Here is a 15,501-nt window from a genome sequence, read left to right as displayed (position 1 = left end):
GGCCTGGTCGAGCTGGCCGCGCAGCTTGCGGACCCGGTCCTGCTGGCCCTCACGCTCGGCCGAGCTGACCTTGAGATGCCGGATCGCCGCGAGCGAAAAACCGGTACCCACTTTTTCGCGCCATGCTCTAGACGCGGCCTGAAGATCACTTCTTGTCGGTCGTCGCCTTCTTGAGGGCGGCGCCGAGGATGTCGCCAAGCGAAGCACCCGAGTCGGCCGAGCCGTACTGGGCCATCGCCTCGCGCTCCTCGGCCACTTCCAGGGCCTTGATCGAGACCTGGATCTTGCGGGCCTTCTTGTCGAAGAGGATGACGCGGGCGTCGACCTTCTCGCCGGCCGCGAAACGCTCGGGGCGCTGCTCGGCACGATCACGCGCGATTTCGGCGCGCTTGATGAAGGTGGTCATGTCCGTGCCGGCGATCTTGACGTCGAGACCGCCTTCCTTGACGTCGATGATCTCGCAGGTCACGACCTGGCCCTTCTTGAACTCGCCGGCATCCACGAAGGGATCGCCGCCGAGCTGCTTCAGGCCGAGCGAGATGCGCTCCTTCTCGACGTCGACATCGAGGACGACCGCCTGGAGCATGTCGCCCTTCTTGTACTCCTCGATCACCTGCTCGCCCGGACGGTTCCAGTCCAGGTCCGACAGATGGATCATGCCGTCGATGTCGCCTTCCAGGCCGAGGAACAGACCGAACTCGGTCTTGTTCTTGACCTCGCCCTCGACCACCGAACCGCTCGGGTGCTGCTCGGCGAAGACCTCCCACGGATTGCGGAGGGTCTGCTTGAGGCCGAGCGAGATGCGGCGCTTGACCTGATCGACCTCGAGGATCGCGACGTCGACTTCCTGCGAGGTCGAGACGATCTTGCCGGGGTGGACGTTCTTCTTGGTCCAGGACATCTCGGAGACGTGGATCAGGCCTTCGATGCCCGGCTCCACTTCGACGAACGCGCCGTAGTCCGTGATGTTGGTGACGCGGCCCTTCAGGCGGGTACCGACCGGATAGCGGGCGGCGATGCCATCCCACGGATCGGCCAGCAGCTGCTTGATGCCCAGCGAGATGCGGTGCGTCTCCTGGTTGATCTTGATGATCTTGACCTTGACCGTCTGGCCGATGGTCACGACCTCGGACGGATGGTTGACGCGGCGCCAGGCCATGTCGGTCACGTGCAGCAGGCCGTCAATGCCGCCGAGGTCGACGAACGCACCATACTCGGTGATGTTCTTGACGACGCCGTCGATGACCTGGCCCTCTTCGAGCGAGGCAACGAGCTCGGAACGAGCCTCGGCGCGGGTCTCTTCGAGGACGGTGCGGCGCGAGACGACGATGTTGCCGCGGCGACGATCCATCTTGAGGATCTCGAAGGGCTGCGGCTGACCCATCAGCGGGCCGACGTCGCGGATCGGGCGGATGTCCACCTGCGAACGCGGCAGGAAGGCGACGGCGCCGTCGAGATCGACGGTGTAGCCACCCTTCACCGTGTTGAAGATGTTGCCCATGACCTTCTCGCGGGCCTCGAACGCTTTCTCGAGCTTGACCCAGCTCTCTTCGCGGCGGGCCTTGTCGCGCGAGATGACGGCTTCGCCGAGCGCGTTCTCGATCCGGTCGAGATAGACCTCGACCTCGTCGCCGACCTTGAGCTCCTCATCCCGGCCCGGGCCGGTGAATTCCTTGAGGGCGACGCGACCTTCGGTCTTCAGACCGACGTCGATGATCGCCATGTCCTTCTCAATGGCAACGACCTTGCCCTTGATGACGGTACCTTCGAGGGCCTCGTTCCGGGTGAACGATTCCTCGAGCAGGGCGGCGAAATCCTCGCGACCCGCGCTATAGCTTTCGACAGCTGACATATGTGCTCCTGAACGCCGGCCGCGTATCCCGCGGAGGTCCGGCATGGCGCCGATTGGGTTGGTGTTGCGCTCCGGATCGATCCGCGCGGTGCTCCACTCGTGGAGCGTGCCATCCCGTGGACGGCGGCGCCTGGCCGCAGGGGCCGATCCGCATCCGGCTGACCGTTTTCCAAACACGAAACGGGAGCCGGCCATGTCGGCCGCCCCCGGCTGTGATCGATCACGGCCCTTCGGACGAGGCTGACCTAGCGATTATTGCGCCGCTCCGCAAGCGGATTGCGGCGTGAGGCGCTGGTCGCACATGCGCAGGTCGGCCTTGCGAGCCCTTGGAAGGCTGCCGATCTTTCACGGCGAAGCCCGGCGCCAAACCGGAGCGATGCAAGGGAAAAGCCTGATGTTCCCGCTTTCCATTCTCGACCTCGCCTTCATTGCCGAGGGCTCTACCGCGGCCGACGCCCTCCACAACAGCCGCGACCTCGCCCGCCATGCCGAAAAGCTCGGCTACACCCGCTTCTGGCTGGCCGAGCACCACAACATGACCGGCATCGCCAGCGCCGCGACCTCGGTCGCGATCGGCTATGTCGCCGAAGGCACCAGGACGATCCGCGTCGGCGCCGGCGGGATCATGCTGCCGAACCATTCGCCGATCGTGATCGCCGAACAGTTCGGCACGCTGGAGACGCTCTATCCCGGCCGCATCGACCTCGGGCTCGGGCGCGCGCCCGGCACCGACCAGCGCACCTGGCGGGCGCTGCGGCGCGAGGCCGACGCCTCCGAGCGCTTCCCGCAGGACGTGCTCGAATTGCAGGCGCTGCTCGGGCCATTGCAGCCGGACCAGGTGATCCAGGCGGTACCGGGCACCAACACCAATGTCCCGCTCTGGATTCTCGGCTCCAGCCTGTTCGGCTCGCAGCTCGCCGCCGTGCTCGGGCTACCCTATGCCTTCGCCTCGCATTTCTCGCCGGATGCGCTGATGGATGCGCTCGCCGTCTATCGCGAACGCTTCCAGCCTTCCGCCCAGCTCGACAAGCCCTATGCCATGGTCGGCTGCAACGTCATCGTCGCCGAGACCGACAGCGAGGCGCAGCGCCTCTTCACCTCGGTGCAGCAGCGCTTCACCGACATGCTGCGCAACCGCCGCGGCCTCCTGCCGAAGCCGATCGACGATATCGACACCTACTGGTCCGGTCCGGAGAAGGCGCAGGCGCAGCGCATGCTGGCCTGCTCCTTCGTCGGCTCGCGCGAGAGCGTGCGGGCGCAATTGCAGGCCTTCATCGAGAAGACCAAGGCGGACGAGCTGATCGTCGCCTCGGCGATCTTCGACCATGCCGCCCGCAAGCGCTCCTACGAGCTCCTGGCCGAGATCCAGCCGGCGCTCGGCCTGGCGGCCGTCGCCGCCTGAACACGTAACCGCTCAGGAACGGCGTTCATGTTCGGCTGCGGTGAGATTTCCCCGCAGCCGCACCATCGCCTCGCGTAAGTGGCGCTGCTCCTCGGGAGCCAGGCCCGTCGCACGCTGCATGCTGACCCGGACCGCCCTGCCCCGCTCGCGCAGCGCGCGGCCCTGTGCCGTCAGGTTGAGGCGAACCTGCCGTTCGTCCTGCGGGTCGCGTTGGCGCGTCACTGCGCCCATCGCCTCCAAGCGCTTGAGCAGCGGGGTCAGCGTACTGGAATCGAGGAAGAGCTTGTCGCCGAGCCCACCTACGGTCTGGTCAGCTTCCTCATAGAGAGCGACCAGCGCGATGTACTGCGGATAGGTCAGTCCGAGCTCGTCGAGCAGGGGCTTGTAGACGCGATTGAAGGCGAGATTGGTCGAATAGACCGCAAAGCAGAGGAACTCGTCGAGGCCTGGCAGCCTGTCGAGGCCGGCCTGCTGATCCGCCTGTCCTGAATCGCCCATCACGCACGCCTCCCGGCAAAGGATCGCTCACAGATATTTGACGCACGATTTATTTTCAAGCGATTGATTGACACCTCGCACTCTTTTATTTGTCGAGCGATCTAATCGCTCAGCAATAAACTGATGGAGCAGGCCATGACCTACTCAGGCCCCTCGGCCGCCAAGGCGCTCGCACCGGCTCTGGCCGAAGCTATTCCGGCTCCGCGTCGCCTGCTTCTGGCAGCGATGCTTGCGGCAGCGACGAGCTTCGCCATGGCCTGCAGCGCCTTCACCGGCCCGCGCAGCTACGGCTCCGCCCCGATCCTGTCATCGAACCCGCCGCCACGGCGCGGCGCAGCCCGTTCTTGACGATCGCCTGTCGAGGAGACGCATCCGTGAACTTCGCCCTCGCCTATCTCGCCGGCGTCCTGACCATCGCCAGCCCCTGCATCCTGCCGGTCCTGCCCTTCGTGCTGACCCGCGCCGGCCAGCCTTTCCGGACCGGCACCTTGCCGATGCTGCTCGGCATGGCGCTGGCGTTCGCAGGCGTCGCAAGCCTCGCCGCAGTCGCCGGCAACTGGGCGATCGCGCTCAACAGCCATGGCCGCACCGTCGCGCTCGGCCTCGTCGCCCTGTTCGGGCTGGCCCTGTTGTTCCCGGCGTTGGCGGCACACCTCGCCGCGCCGTTCACCGCGCTCGGCGAGAAGCTGACGCGCGTGGCGGGAGCGGATGGCCGCACCGATCTGCGGCCGGCCTCCTCCGCTTTGCTCGGGGTCGCCACAGGCCTGCTCTGGACGCCCTGCGCCGGGCCGGTGCTGGGACTGATCCTGGCCGGCGCGGCCCTCAGCGGGCCGAGCCTCAACACTGCGCTCCTGCTCTTCGCCTATGCCGCCGGCGCGGCCACCGCGCTCGCCGCCGTGCTGCTGCTGGGCAACCGACTGCTGGCGCGGGCCCGGCATTCCGCCGCCCTGCTCGAACCCGTGAGGCGCGGCCTCGGTGTCGCGGTGATCGCGAGCGCCGTCGCGATCGCCTTCGGCTTCGATACCAGCGTCCTCACCCGCCTGTCGGCACCGACCACCGCCGCCATCGAGCAGCGCCTCCTCGAGATCGCCATGCCAGCCGCGCCAAGCCTCGTCGCCACCGCACAGGCGCAACCGGCCGCCAAGCCCCTCTTCGGCGCCAGGCAATGGCTCGACCGCGAGCCGCTCACCGCCGAAGCTGTGCGCGGCAAGGTCGTGCTGGTGAATTTCTGGACCTATTCCTGCATCAATTGCCTGCGCTCGCTGCCTTACGTCCGGGCCTGGGCCGAGAAATACCGGGACCAAGGCCTCGTCGTGATCGGCGTGCATACGCCGGAATTCGCCTTCGAGAAGGATCCGAACAATGTGCGCAAGGCGGCCGCGGCGCTCGGCGTGAGCTATCCGGTCGTGATCGACAACGACTATGCGGTCTGGCGCGCCTTCAGCAACCGAGCCTGGCCCGCCCGCTACTTCATCGATGCACAGGGCCGCACCCGGCATCACGAATTCGGCGAGGGCGACTACGCCGCCTCCGAAAAGGTGATCCAGTCGCTGCTCGCCGAGGCCGGCGGCAAGGTCGAGTCCGGCATCGCCAAGGTCTCGGGCGAAGGCGCGCAGGGAGCACCCGACTTCGCCAATCTGCGCTCGCCCGAGACCTATCTAGGCCATGCCCGTACGAATGGTTTCGCTTCGCCCGGCGGCATCAGGGCGGATGCACCGGCCAACTACGAAGCCGCCACCTCCCCGCGCCTCAACCAATGGAGCCTGTCGGGCAACTGGACCGTCGCCGGCGAGTTCGCGGCGTCGCAGCAGGCCGGCGGGCGGATCAACCACCGCTTCCATGCCCGCGACCTGCATCTGGTGATGGGCCGCTTGCCCGGCAGCCCGCCGGTCCGCTTCCGCGTCACCATCGACGGCGCGGCGCCCGGCAGCGCCCATGGCGCCGACATCGACGCCGAGGGCTACGGCACGATCGGCGACGAGCGGCTCTACCAGCTGGTCCGCCAGGACGGGCCGGTGAAGCCCCGCAACTTCACCATCGAGCTCCTCGATCCCGGCGCCCGCGCCTACGCCTTCACCTTCGGCTGACCAACGCTATTCGCCAGAAAAGAGCGAGAGGAAACCATGAAGCTCTATCTCAACGAAATCTCGTCCGCGACCGCGCGGGTGCGCATCGCGCTCGCCCTGAAGGGCCTCAAGGTCGAGCAAAAACGCGTCACCATCTTCGGCGACGACGCCACTAGCCGGACACCGGAGTATCGCGCACTCAACCCGCAGGGGCTGGTCCCGGCACTGCTCACCGACAATGGCTGGCTGATCACGCAGTCATTGGCGATCATCGACTATCTCGACCAGATCGCTCCGGAGCCGCCGCTGCTGCCTACGGAACCGGAACAACGGGCCTTCGCGCGCTCGGTCGCGCTCGCCATCGCAGCCGAGATCCACGCGCTGCTGCCGCCGCGCGTCAGCGCCCGCCTCAGGAGCATTCCCGGCGTCGGGCCCGAGGAGGTCGCCAGCTGGAATCGGCACTGGGTCAGCGAAGGGCTCACCGCGGTCGAAGCCCTGATCGCAAGACGACGCACGGGCCGCTTCGTCGTCGGCGGCCGGCCCTCCATCGCCGATATCGTGCTGTTCCCACAGGCCGTCGGAGCTACCCGCGTCGGGCTCGATATCGCGCAATGGCCCAACATCGCCGAGATCGCCGGCCATTGCCGCGCCATTCCGGCCTTCGCCGAGAATGCGCCGGTCTCGCCCAAATAGCGGGTATCAGCCCGCTCTGACCTGCGAGGGCGAACGGCCGAAGCGCTTGCGGAAGCTGCGATTGAAATAGGAGAGGTCGCCGAAGCCGACCTCGAAGGCGACGCCGCTGATCGTGATGGCGTCGTCTTCGGCCGACATCAGTTTGAGCCAGGCGCGCTCCAGTCTTCGCTCCAGCACATAATCCGAGAAGGTGCGTCCTTCCGCGCCGAACGCCTTCTGGATGGCGCGCGGTGTCACGCCATAGAGCCCGGCGATCATGTCGATCGAGAGTTCGCGCCGCTCCAGCCTGGTCTCGATATCGGCCTTGATCGCGGCGAGCCGACCGCCGCGCCGCGGCGTCGCGGTCACCGGCGGAGCGCTGCGATCGGCCAGCATCACGCCGATCAGGTCGTGGACATGGCCGATGGCGAGGTCGCGCAACGGCGCCGAGTTCAGTGGGAACAGGCCGCGCAGCAATAGCGCGCCGTAATGCGCCAGCACCTGCAGGCCGCGATTGCCGCGCGGGACCGCCTGCATCAGTTCGTCTGAGGCGAGTTGCGTCAAGGCCGGCAGGCGCGCTGGATCGAGCGCGATCAGGTCGATGCGGCCGAGTTCGACGAGCGTGAAGCGCGTCTCCTGCGCGAGATCGACAACAGCGGCATCGCGAGCCCGCAGTGAGATACGGCGGCCCGCCTGCTCGATCACGCAGCGGCCATCGGAAGGGCGGACGAGGATATAGCGCGGCTCCTGCCCGCTCTGGCGCGCCGGCCAGATCCACGGCGTCGCCGGAGAAAAGCAGGACATCAGCCCGATATCGGGCCGTGTCGTCAGCATGCTGCGGGCGGCGAAAGGCAAGGCAGCCTCGGCGCGGATGTCATCGCCATCAGGCAAATGTCCGAAAACCTTGTTCGCCATCGCCTGGACTTCCTCGGGCGCAGCCTCGCCCGACACCAGCCAGAACGGCGCGAAGCTCTCGGTCTCGCTGGCCGTGGCGTTCACGGACCGTGGCATCGCGGCCACAGCCGCCTTGTCGCGCATCGGAGTTCGCATTTGTCCCATAGCGCGTTCGCGCAAGTCCAAGATGATGTTCTCGATATAACTTTAGAGATCGTAAGAACACAACGCATAGACCCCCTCTCGCCGTGATGATCAATGAATATAACTAGTTTATTCTAGTTCTAAACTAAGATCGAAACGGCACCACAACTTCAGATCGAGTGATGTCGGGCGATGCTCTCGCATTCTGGCATCGCCCCGAGCCGCCGACGACAGGTGTCTTCATGAGCAAGCGCGCTTCCCTCGCCATCAGCCTGCCGGCTCTGCTTTGCGCCTCGGCCGCAGCGGCGCAGTCGTCACCGTCCCAGCCGAACGTTATCGATCTCGACACGATCACCGTCACGGCGGCGCGCACCGAGCGCAGCACGGCCGAGACGCCGCAATCGATCCAGGTGCTCGACCGGGCGCAGATCGAGGAGCAGCTCAAGTTCAGCCCGAACGCCGCGGTGGCGCTCGGCAAGCTGGTACCGGGCTATTCGATGTCGACGCAGACGGTGTCGAGTGCCTCGGAGAATTATCGCGGCCGCGACCTGCTGGTGCTGATCGACGGCGTGCCGATGAACACGCCGCTGCGGGACGTCTCGCGCATCCTCTCGCTGATCGACCTCAACACGGTCGAGCGCATCGAGGTGGTCGCCGGCGCCTCCAGCCTCTACGGCGCTGGCGCGACCGGCGGCACGGTCAACTTCATCACCAAGACCCCGGCGGATGGCAAGCCGCGGGTGACGGTCAACACCGCCGTACGCGGCTTCACCCAGGCTCTCGGCCGCTCGCTGGCGCCGGAAGCCTCGATCACCGTCTCCGGCAAGATCCCTGACGGATTCGACTATTTGATCTCCGGCAGCGGCCGCGGCGCCGGCCGCACCTATGACGGCAAGGGGCGCGAACTGCCCTCCGACGGCCTGCTCGGCCAGGGCGGCGGCGACCGCTACAAGGCCGGCAATCTCTTGGCCAAGCTCGGCTACAATTTCGACGCCAGCAAGCGCATCGAATTGCAGGGCTCGCTGATCGCCTTCGACCAGGACCCGAAATACCTGACCAACTACGCCGCGCCCTTCGCCCGGCCGGACCGGACGCAACTCTATACCGGCCAGAACGTCATCGAGGACACCAAGTCGGTCTCGCTGCGCTATAGCGACAGCGACTTCGCCCTCGGCAAGCTGAGCGTGCTCGGCTACTACAACGACATCAAGAAGCGCTTCAATTATTCGGTCTTCTCCTACCCCTACAACAGCCAAGTCTACTACTCCTTCAACCCGGCCTCACCGACGAGCCCGGACAACCAGACCACGCTCTATTCGCAGCGCGGCGGCGTGAACCTGACGATCGACACCCCGCTCGACCGCATCCTGCCCGGCGCCAAGTTCACCTGGGGCGGCGACCTCATCCAGGAGAAGACCTGGCAGACCCTGACCAACGGCCAGGACGTGTTCACGCCGCTGAAGCAGGCCACCACGGCCGCCTTCGGCCAATTGCAGATCCCGATCGGCGAACGCATCACCCTGCGCGGCGGCCTGCGCTACGAGTATTTCTCGCTTGATGTCAGCGATTATTTCCGCCCGGCCGCCTATGCGGCGGTCGCTGCGAACAATAGGCAGGGCTTCCAGAGCTTCGTGCTGCCGGCGCTCAACGTCACCGGCGGCAAGTTCGATTACCTCGCCTGGACCGGCAATCTCGGCGCGACGGTCAAGCTCTCCGAGAGCAGCGAGATCTTCGGCGGCTTCTCGCAGGGTTTCGCGCTGCCTGATGTCGGCGCCTTCACCCGGCGGGCCGGCATCTCGACCGCCTTCGCTTGCCCGGTCGCGACCCCGAACTGCCTGCCCGCGAACCGGCGGAGCGTCAGCTACAGCACGATCGCGCCCGAGGCGCAAATCGTGAACAGCTACGAGCTCGGCATCCGCGGCAGCCACGGCATCTTCAAGGGCTCGCTGACCGGCTTCATCAGCACCTCCGGCAAGGGCGTGACCTTCGACCAGGCGAGCAACACGATCTCGCAGCAGAAGGAGCGGATCTGGGGCGTCGAGGCGACCGGAGACGTCGCCGTCACCGAGCAGTTCACGCTGGGCACCGTGCTGGCCTATCGCGAAGGCCGCTACGACACCAATGGCGACCGCAAGCTCGACAGCGCCCTGCCGAACAACCGGATCGGCTCGCCCTATCGCGGCATGCTCTATGGCAGCTATCGCTTCACCAACGGCATGCAGCTGCGCGTCGAGGGCGAGGCCTTCTCCGATCGCGACGTCGCGACCGACCTGCGCGGCACCCGCAACAGGCTGAAGGGCGCGGCAACGATGAACGTCGCCTTCACCGCCCCGGTGCTGGAAGGCGAGGCCTATGTCGCGGTCAACAACCTGTTCGACCGCAATTATCAGAACCCAACCGCGACCTCGGTGCGCAACCTCGCCAATTATGCCTGGGGCCGCACCGTGACGCTCGGCTTCCGCAAGACCTTCTGATGGTCAGCCTCGACAGCGACGCCGACGGCATCGTGACGCTGCGCTTCGCGCCGCCCTATGCCGACAATGACGAGCGCGCCTATCTCGACGCGCTCGCCAAGCTCGGCCGGCGCGAGGAGCCGTTCCTGCTGCTCACCGTGTTCGGCGGTGGCCGCAAGCTCTCGCAGGCGGGCGAGCGCGAGCAGGCGATCTGGTTCAAGCGGACGCGCGCGCAGTTCGGCGCACTCTGCGGCGCCTGCGCGATCGTGCGCCCCGGCGCGACCGAGGCGATGGCCGATGTCTTCCGCCGGCTCTGGCCCTTCCCGATCAGCCTGGAGAGCGACGAGGCCGCAGCCCGCGCCTTCCTGCTGAAGCACCGGAGAGCGGCATGAGCGCGAGCGAAGCGGCGATCGGCACGACACCGGCCAGCAATACGGCGCGCTACCGGCTCTTCGCGGTGCTCGGCGGGCTCTACCTCGCGCAGGCGATCCCGTCCTATCTCTTCGTCGCAGCGCTGCCGCCGATCATGCGCGAGGCCGGCGTCTCGCGCACCGCCATCGGTTACATGAGCATCCTGCTCTTGCCGCTGGTGATCAAATTCGTCTGGGCGCCCTGGATCGACCGGATCAGGCCGTTCGCGCGGGCGCACAGGGCCGGCTGGGTCTTCCTCACCCAGACCGGCACGATCCTGTGCATCCTGGCGTTGATCGCGGTCGGGCCGCTCGACGTTAGCAGGATCATCGCGATCGGCTTTGTCGCCTCTCTGCTGATCTCGACGCAAGACATCGCCACCGACGGCTATGCCGCGAAATACCTGCCGGAGGCCGACCGGGCTATCGGCAATGCCATCCAGGGCGGCTCGATCGCCTTCGGCGTCGTCATCGGCGGCACGCTCGGCCTCGTCCTGCACCATTACATCGGCTGGACCGGCATGCTGGTCACCATCGCCGCGATCTCGCTGCTGCCGCTCGTTGCGGCGGCGATGATGCGCGAGGGCGATCCGACGCCGGCCGAGAAAGCAAAGCGCCCCTCGATCCGTGCCTTCCTGCGCCGGCCGGAGGCGCGCCAGATCCTCTGGATCGCGCTGATCTACCGGGCGAGCGAAGGGCTGGTGAAGGCGATGGAGGGTTCGTACCTCGTCGATGCCGGCGTGCCGCTCAACCAGATCGGCTATCTCTCCGGGATATCGGCGACGACGGCTGGCCTCGCCGGCTCGGCGATCGCTGCCTGGCTGGTCAAGCGGCGGGGCATCGCTTTCGTTCTTGCTTTGCTTGGAGCGGCGCGCACGCTCTGCTTCCTGCTCTTCGCCTGCCATGCGCTGGGGGCCGTCGTCGGCGCCTGGCCGCTCTTCGGCGCGGCCGGCTTCCAGACGCTGATCCGCTATATGGAGATCGTCGCGCTCTATTCGCTGTTCATGGCGGTGACGACCTCGGACCAGCCGGGCACCGACTTCACCATCCTCGCCTGCGCGCAATTGCTGGTCTATCTCGCCGGCTCGATGCTGGCCGGCAAGCTCGCCGATACGCTGGGCTATGGCGTATTGTTTTCGCTAGCCACCGCGATCTCGGCGGTCGCGGTGATCGCCACGATCAGGATGATCGCACGCAGCAGCGTCGGAAAGCCGGCCTGACCGGCGCAAAGCACTCGCTGCAAGCGGCGACAGCTTCCCTAGCGTCGCCCTTCATGCAAGGTTGCCGGCGAGATCGCCTGTGCCGCAAGATCGCCTAAGCCGAAGGAGAACACCATGGGTTGGGTCGTCCTTGGACTGATCGTCGTCGTCGTGGTCTGGCTGATCATGACCTATAACGGCCTCGTCGCGATGCGCCAGCGCGTCAACCAGGCCTTCGCCGACATCGACGTGCAATTGAAGCAGCGCCACGACCTGATCCCGAACTTGGTCGAGACCGTGAAGGGCTATGCCAGCCACGAGAAGGAAACCTTCGACGCGGTGATCAAGGCGCGCAACCAGGCGCAGGCTGCCGCCGGACCGCACGACCAGGCCGTGGCCGAGCAGCAGCTCACCGGCGCGGTCGGCCGCCTGCTGGCGCTGGGCGAGGCCTATCCGGACCTGAAGGCGAGCGCAAACTTCCAGCAGCTCCAGCAGGACCTCGGCAATGTCGAGGACAAGCTGGCGGCGGCGCGGCGCTTCTTCAACAATGCGGTCAGCGAGTTCAACGCCGCGATACAGGCTTTCCCGGCCGTGTTCTTCGCGCCGCAAATGGGCTTCAGCCCGCGCGAGTTCTTCGACGTCGGCGAGGAGACGCGCAAGCAGATCGAAGTCGCGCCGACCGTGAAGTTCTGAGCGCCTCGCAAGGCGTCATAGCGGAGCTGCGGCGATGCCGGGGGAAGCCTTCGGGCTCTACACCCATCAGCGCAACAACCGGACCCGGTCGATCGCCCTGATCATCGGGCTCTTCCTGATGGTCTATCTCACCGTCTGGGGCGTGATGCTGGTCGGCTACGGCTATGTCGGCGTGCCGCGCGGGCGCACGGTGATGAGCTTCGTCAACCAGCGCTTCTGGTCGTGGCTGCCCTTCATCACGCTCGCCACCGGCGCCTGGGTCTTCATCGGCTTCAGGATCAATGTGAAGCTGATCGAGGCGGTCTCGGGCGCCGAGGGCGTGACGCGCGAGGCTCAGCCCAAGCTCTACCGGATGCTGGAGAATCTCTGCATCTCGCGCGGCATGGTGACGCCGAAGCTCGCCATCATCCAGAGCGACGCGCTCAACGCTTTCGCCAGCGGCGTCAACGACAAGCAGTTCACGGTGACATTGACCACCGGGCTGATCGAGCAGCTCAACGATGCCGAGATCGAGGCTGTCATCGCGCATGAGCTGACCCATATCCGCAATGGCGACGTCCGGCTGATGGTGATCGCGGTGGTGATCGCCGGCATCATCTCCTTCGTCGGCGAGGTGCTGTTCCGCAATCTCGGCCGAGTGCGGATTTCCTCGGACGGCGACAAGAAGGGCAGTGGTTTTGCGATCATCCTCGGCTTTGCGGTGATCGCCGTCGCCTGGCTGCTTGCCGTGCTGATCCGGCTGTCGCTGTCGCGGGCGAGAGAATACCTCGCCGATGCCGGGGCGGTGGAGCTGACCAAGAACCCGGACGCAATGATCTCGGCGCTGCTGAAGATCTCGGGACGAGCCGATATCGACGATGTTCCGTCCGGCGTGATGGACATGTGCTTCGAGAACGACCCCGACGATTTTGCCGACCTGTTCTCGACCCACCCTTCCGTCACCAAGCGGGTGCAAGCGCTGGTGCAAACCGCCGGCGGGCGCCTGCCGCCGGAAGCGCCGCCCGGCCCGCCGAAGATCACCGAGCGCCAGCCCCTGCCCGAGATCGCCCAGACCTCTGCGACGCATGGGCCGTGGTCGCGCCCGGCTCCACCGACAGGTGGCTAGCGCCCGTCCTTTGCCCAGGCGAGCGCTTCCTCGAGCCGGTCGTCGCCCCAGAACAATTCGCCATCGCCGGTAACGAAGGTCGGCGCGCCGAAGATGCCGAGCGATTTGGCGAGCTCGGTCTCCGCCTTCAGCCGGCCCTTGACCTCCTCGCTACGCGAGGCGGGAAAGACGCTGACCGGATCGGCCCCGGCTTCGCGCAGGGCCGCGTTCAGCACGGCCTCCTCTGCGATGTTGCGCCCCTCGCAGAACTGCGCGCGGAACAGCGCCCTTGAAAAAGCCGGCAGCCAGCCAGCCTCGCGCCCCGTGAGCGCGAGCCGCGCCGCGACGAGGGAGTTCTGCGGGAAGGTCTCGGGACGCGTGATGGTGAGCCCGTTGCGGGCGGCGCGGCGCGCCACGTCGCGCCACATATAGCGGCCCTTGTTCGGATAGAGGTTGAATGGCGAACTGGTCCAGCCCTGAGCGGCGAAGATCGGCCCGAGGAGGAACGGCCGCCAACGCAGCTCGACACCAGCCGCCTCGGCGAGTCCTTCGATCCGCAGGGCGCTTAGGCAGGAATAGGTCGATGCGAACTCGTACCAGAAATCCAGGACAGGACGATTCGGCATCAAACCTCCACGCGGGAGCAGCTTAGAAAACTGGATCGACTCTCCGCCCCCGCGAATCGACCCGTAAGCCGGAAGCCGCAAAAGCACGTTCGACGGCAACCCATCACATGACGACGAACAATCGATCAGAAGGTTCCGATTGCGTCGCCCCTAGCCCTGCGATAGTGCCCGGTTACGTCCGAAATGCGGCCGGCTAAGCCGCATTCTCTACATCCGGCGCGAGCCCTCGTGCCGCCATTGCAGGAAGACCAGTCCATGGCCGACAAGCGCGTGAACAAGGTCGTGCTCGCCTATTCCGGCGGGCTCGACACCTCGATCATCCTGAAGTGGCTGCAGACCACCTATAATTGCGAGGTCGTGACCTTCACCGCCGATCTCGGCCAGGGCGAGGAACTGGAGCCGGCCCGCCAGAAGGCGCTGCTGCTCGGCATCAAGCCGGAGAACATCCATATCGAAGACCTGCGCGAAGAATTCGTTCGCGACTATGTCTTCCCGATGTTCCGGGCCAATGCCGCCTATGAAGGCGTCTATCTGCTGGGAACCTCGATCGCCCGCCCGCTGATCGGCAAGAAGCTGATCGAGATCGCCGAGCGCGTCGGCGCCGACGCGATCTCCCATGGCGCCACCGGCAAGGGCAACGACCAGGTCCGCTTCGAACTGACCGCCTACGCGCTGAAGCCCGACGTCCAGGTGATCGCCCCCTGGCGCGAATGGGACCTGCGCTCGCGCGAGCAGCTGATCGCCTTCGCCGAGCAGCACCAGATCCCGATCGCCAAGGACAAGCGCGGCGAGGCGCCGTTCTCGGTCGACGCCAACCTGCTGCACGCCTCCTCGGAAGGGAAGGTGCTGGAGGACCCGGCCCAGGAAGTGCCCGATTATGTCTATTCGCGCACGATCTCGCCCGAGGAAGCGCCGGACAAGCCGACTGTGATCTCGATCGACTTCGCCAAGGGCGATGCGGTGGCGATCGACGGCGTGCAGCTCTCGCCCGCCAAGCTCCTCGCCAAGCTCAACGAGCTCGGCCGCGACAACGGCATCGGCCGGCTCGACCTGGTCGAGAACCGCTTCGTCGGCATGAAGAGCCGCGGCATGTACGAGACCCCCGGCGGCACGATCCTGGCCGTGGCGCACCGTGCCATCGAGTCGATCACGCTCGACCGCGGCGCCGCCCATCTCAAGGACCAGCTCATGCCGCAATATGCCGAGTTGATCTATAACGGCTTCTGGTTCTCGCCGGAGCGCGAGATGCTGCAGGCGCTGATCGACAAGAGCCAGGAGTTCGTCGCCGGTCAGGTACGGCTCAAGCTCTACAAGGGCGGCGTCCACGTCATCGGCCGCTCCAGCCCCTATTCGCTCTACGACCAGGACCTCGTCACCTTCGAAGAAGGCGCCGTCGCCTATGATCACCGTGACGCCGCCGGCTTCATCAAGCTCAACGCGCTGCGCCTGCGCACGCTCGGCCAGCGCAAGAAGAAGCTGGGTCTCTGATATCACCCGATAGAATAAGA

The 15,501-nt window shown here is 66.3% G+C and carries 14 protein-coding genes; 10 read left to right on the top strand and 4 right to left on the bottom strand.

Annotation, left to right across the window (positions count from 1 at the left end; translation table 11 throughout):
* Positions 1-145 precede the first annotated feature (145 nt).
* A complete protein-coding gene (gene rpsA / locus ACQKLX_RS16760; RefSeq protein WP_427362706.1) occupies positions 146-1,852 on the bottom strand; it encodes a 30S ribosomal protein S1 in 1,707 nt (568 codons plus the stop codon).
* Positions 1,853-2,246: 394 nt separating this feature from the next.
* Here rpsA and ACQKLX_RS16755 point away from each other — a divergent pair, with 394 nt between their 5' ends.
* Complete coding sequence (locus tag ACQKLX_RS16755; RefSeq protein ID WP_427362705.1) at positions 2,247-3,254, top strand: LLM class flavin-dependent oxidoreductase; 1,008 nt, start codon at positions 2,247-2,249, stop codon at positions 3,252-3,254.
* A gap of 12 nt (positions 3,255-3,266) precedes the next feature.
* Here the strand turns inward: ACQKLX_RS16755 and ACQKLX_RS16750 are convergent, their stop codons facing one another.
* Positions 3,267-3,752: a MarR family winged helix-turn-helix transcriptional regulator gene (locus tag ACQKLX_RS16750; RefSeq protein WP_427362704.1), complete on the bottom strand. Its 486-nt coding sequence runs from the start codon at positions 3,750-3,752 to the stop codon at positions 3,267-3,269.
* Between the two features lie 135 nt (positions 3,753-3,887).
* Between ACQKLX_RS16750 and ACQKLX_RS16745 the strand changes: the two genes are divergently transcribed.
* Genes ACQKLX_RS16745 through maiA form a run of 3 tightly spaced genes read left to right on the top strand, consistent with a single transcriptional unit; the run spans position 3,888 to position 6,511 of the window.
* Complete coding sequence (locus ACQKLX_RS16745; RefSeq protein ID WP_427362703.1) at positions 3,888-4,100, top strand: hypothetical protein; 213 nt, start codon at positions 3,888-3,890, stop codon at positions 4,098-4,100.
* Positions 4,101-4,126: 26 nt separating this feature from the next.
* Positions 4,127-5,839 (top strand): cytochrome c biogenesis protein DipZ, encoded by a 1,713-nt coding sequence (locus tag ACQKLX_RS16740; RefSeq protein WP_427362702.1) that lies wholly within the window; start codon positions 4,127-4,129, stop codon positions 5,837-5,839.
* A gap of 36 nt (positions 5,840-5,875) precedes the next feature.
* The gene (gene maiA / locus ACQKLX_RS16735) at positions 5,876-6,511 is read left to right on the top strand and encodes a maleylacetoacetate isomerase (RefSeq protein ID WP_427362701.1); all 636 of its coding nucleotides are present in this window, start codon (positions 5,876-5,878) and stop codon (positions 6,509-6,511) included.
* Positions 6,512-6,517: 6 nt separating this feature from the next.
* Here maiA and ACQKLX_RS16730 read toward each other — a convergent pair whose 3' ends face one another.
* Positions 6,518-7,489 (bottom strand): helix-turn-helix transcriptional regulator, encoded by a 972-nt coding sequence (locus ACQKLX_RS16730; protein ID WP_427362700.1) that lies wholly within the window; start codon positions 7,487-7,489, stop codon positions 6,518-6,520.
* A gap of 281 nt (positions 7,490-7,770) precedes the next feature.
* Here ACQKLX_RS16730 and ACQKLX_RS16725 point away from each other — a divergent pair, with 281 nt between their 5' ends.
* The 5 genes from ACQKLX_RS16725 (at position 7,771) to ACQKLX_RS16705 (ending at position 13,388) form a co-directional block, all read left to right on the top strand.
* Complete coding sequence (locus tag ACQKLX_RS16725; protein ID WP_427362699.1) at positions 7,771-10,002, top strand: TonB-dependent receptor; 2,232 nt, start codon at positions 7,771-7,773, stop codon at positions 10,000-10,002.
* The gene (locus ACQKLX_RS16720) at positions 10,002-10,373 is read left to right on the top strand and encodes a hypothetical protein (RefSeq protein WP_427362698.1); all 372 of its coding nucleotides are present in this window, start codon (positions 10,002-10,004) and stop codon (positions 10,371-10,373) included. Before ACQKLX_RS16725 ends, ACQKLX_RS16720 begins: the two co-directional genes overlap by 1 nt.
* Positions 10,370-11,611, top strand: coding sequence for an MFS transporter (locus tag ACQKLX_RS16715; RefSeq protein WP_427362697.1), 1,242 nt, complete (start codon positions 10,370-10,372; stop codon positions 11,609-11,611). Before ACQKLX_RS16720 ends, ACQKLX_RS16715 begins: the two co-directional genes overlap by 4 nt.
* 114 nt (positions 11,612-11,725) lie before the next feature.
* The gene (locus tag ACQKLX_RS16710) at positions 11,726-12,283 is read left to right on the top strand and encodes a LemA family protein (protein ID WP_427362696.1); all 558 of its coding nucleotides are present in this window, start codon (positions 11,726-11,728) and stop codon (positions 12,281-12,283) included.
* Between the two features lie 34 nt (positions 12,284-12,317).
* On the top strand, positions 12,318-13,388 hold the full coding sequence (locus tag ACQKLX_RS16705) for a M48 family metallopeptidase (protein WP_427362695.1): 1,071 nt from the start codon (positions 12,318-12,320) through the stop codon (positions 13,386-13,388).
* Here the strand turns inward: ACQKLX_RS16705 and ACQKLX_RS16700 are convergent.
* Positions 13,385-13,993, bottom strand: a complete 609-nt coding sequence (locus ACQKLX_RS16700) for a 2-hydroxychromene-2-carboxylate isomerase (RefSeq protein ID WP_427362694.1) — start codon at positions 13,991-13,993, stop codon at positions 13,385-13,387. The genes ACQKLX_RS16705 and ACQKLX_RS16700 overlap by 4 nt on opposite strands.
* Before the next feature lie 255 nt (positions 13,994-14,248).
* On the opposite strand from ACQKLX_RS16700, the gene ACQKLX_RS16695 reads away from it, so the two are divergent.
* On the top strand, positions 14,249-15,481 hold the full coding sequence (locus ACQKLX_RS16695; protein WP_427362693.1) for an argininosuccinate synthase: 1,233 nt from the start codon (positions 14,249-14,251) through the stop codon (positions 15,479-15,481).
* Positions 15,482-15,501: the final 20 nt, after the last annotated feature.

The organism is Allobosea sp. NPDC003192, from assembly GCF_050275675.1.
In the GTDB taxonomy this organism is placed as follows: domain Bacteria; phylum Pseudomonadota; class Alphaproteobacteria; order Rhizobiales; family Beijerinckiaceae; genus Allobosea.
Note: the sequence above shows the minus strand (reverse complement) of the source record. Positions and strands in the feature narration are given on the sequence as shown.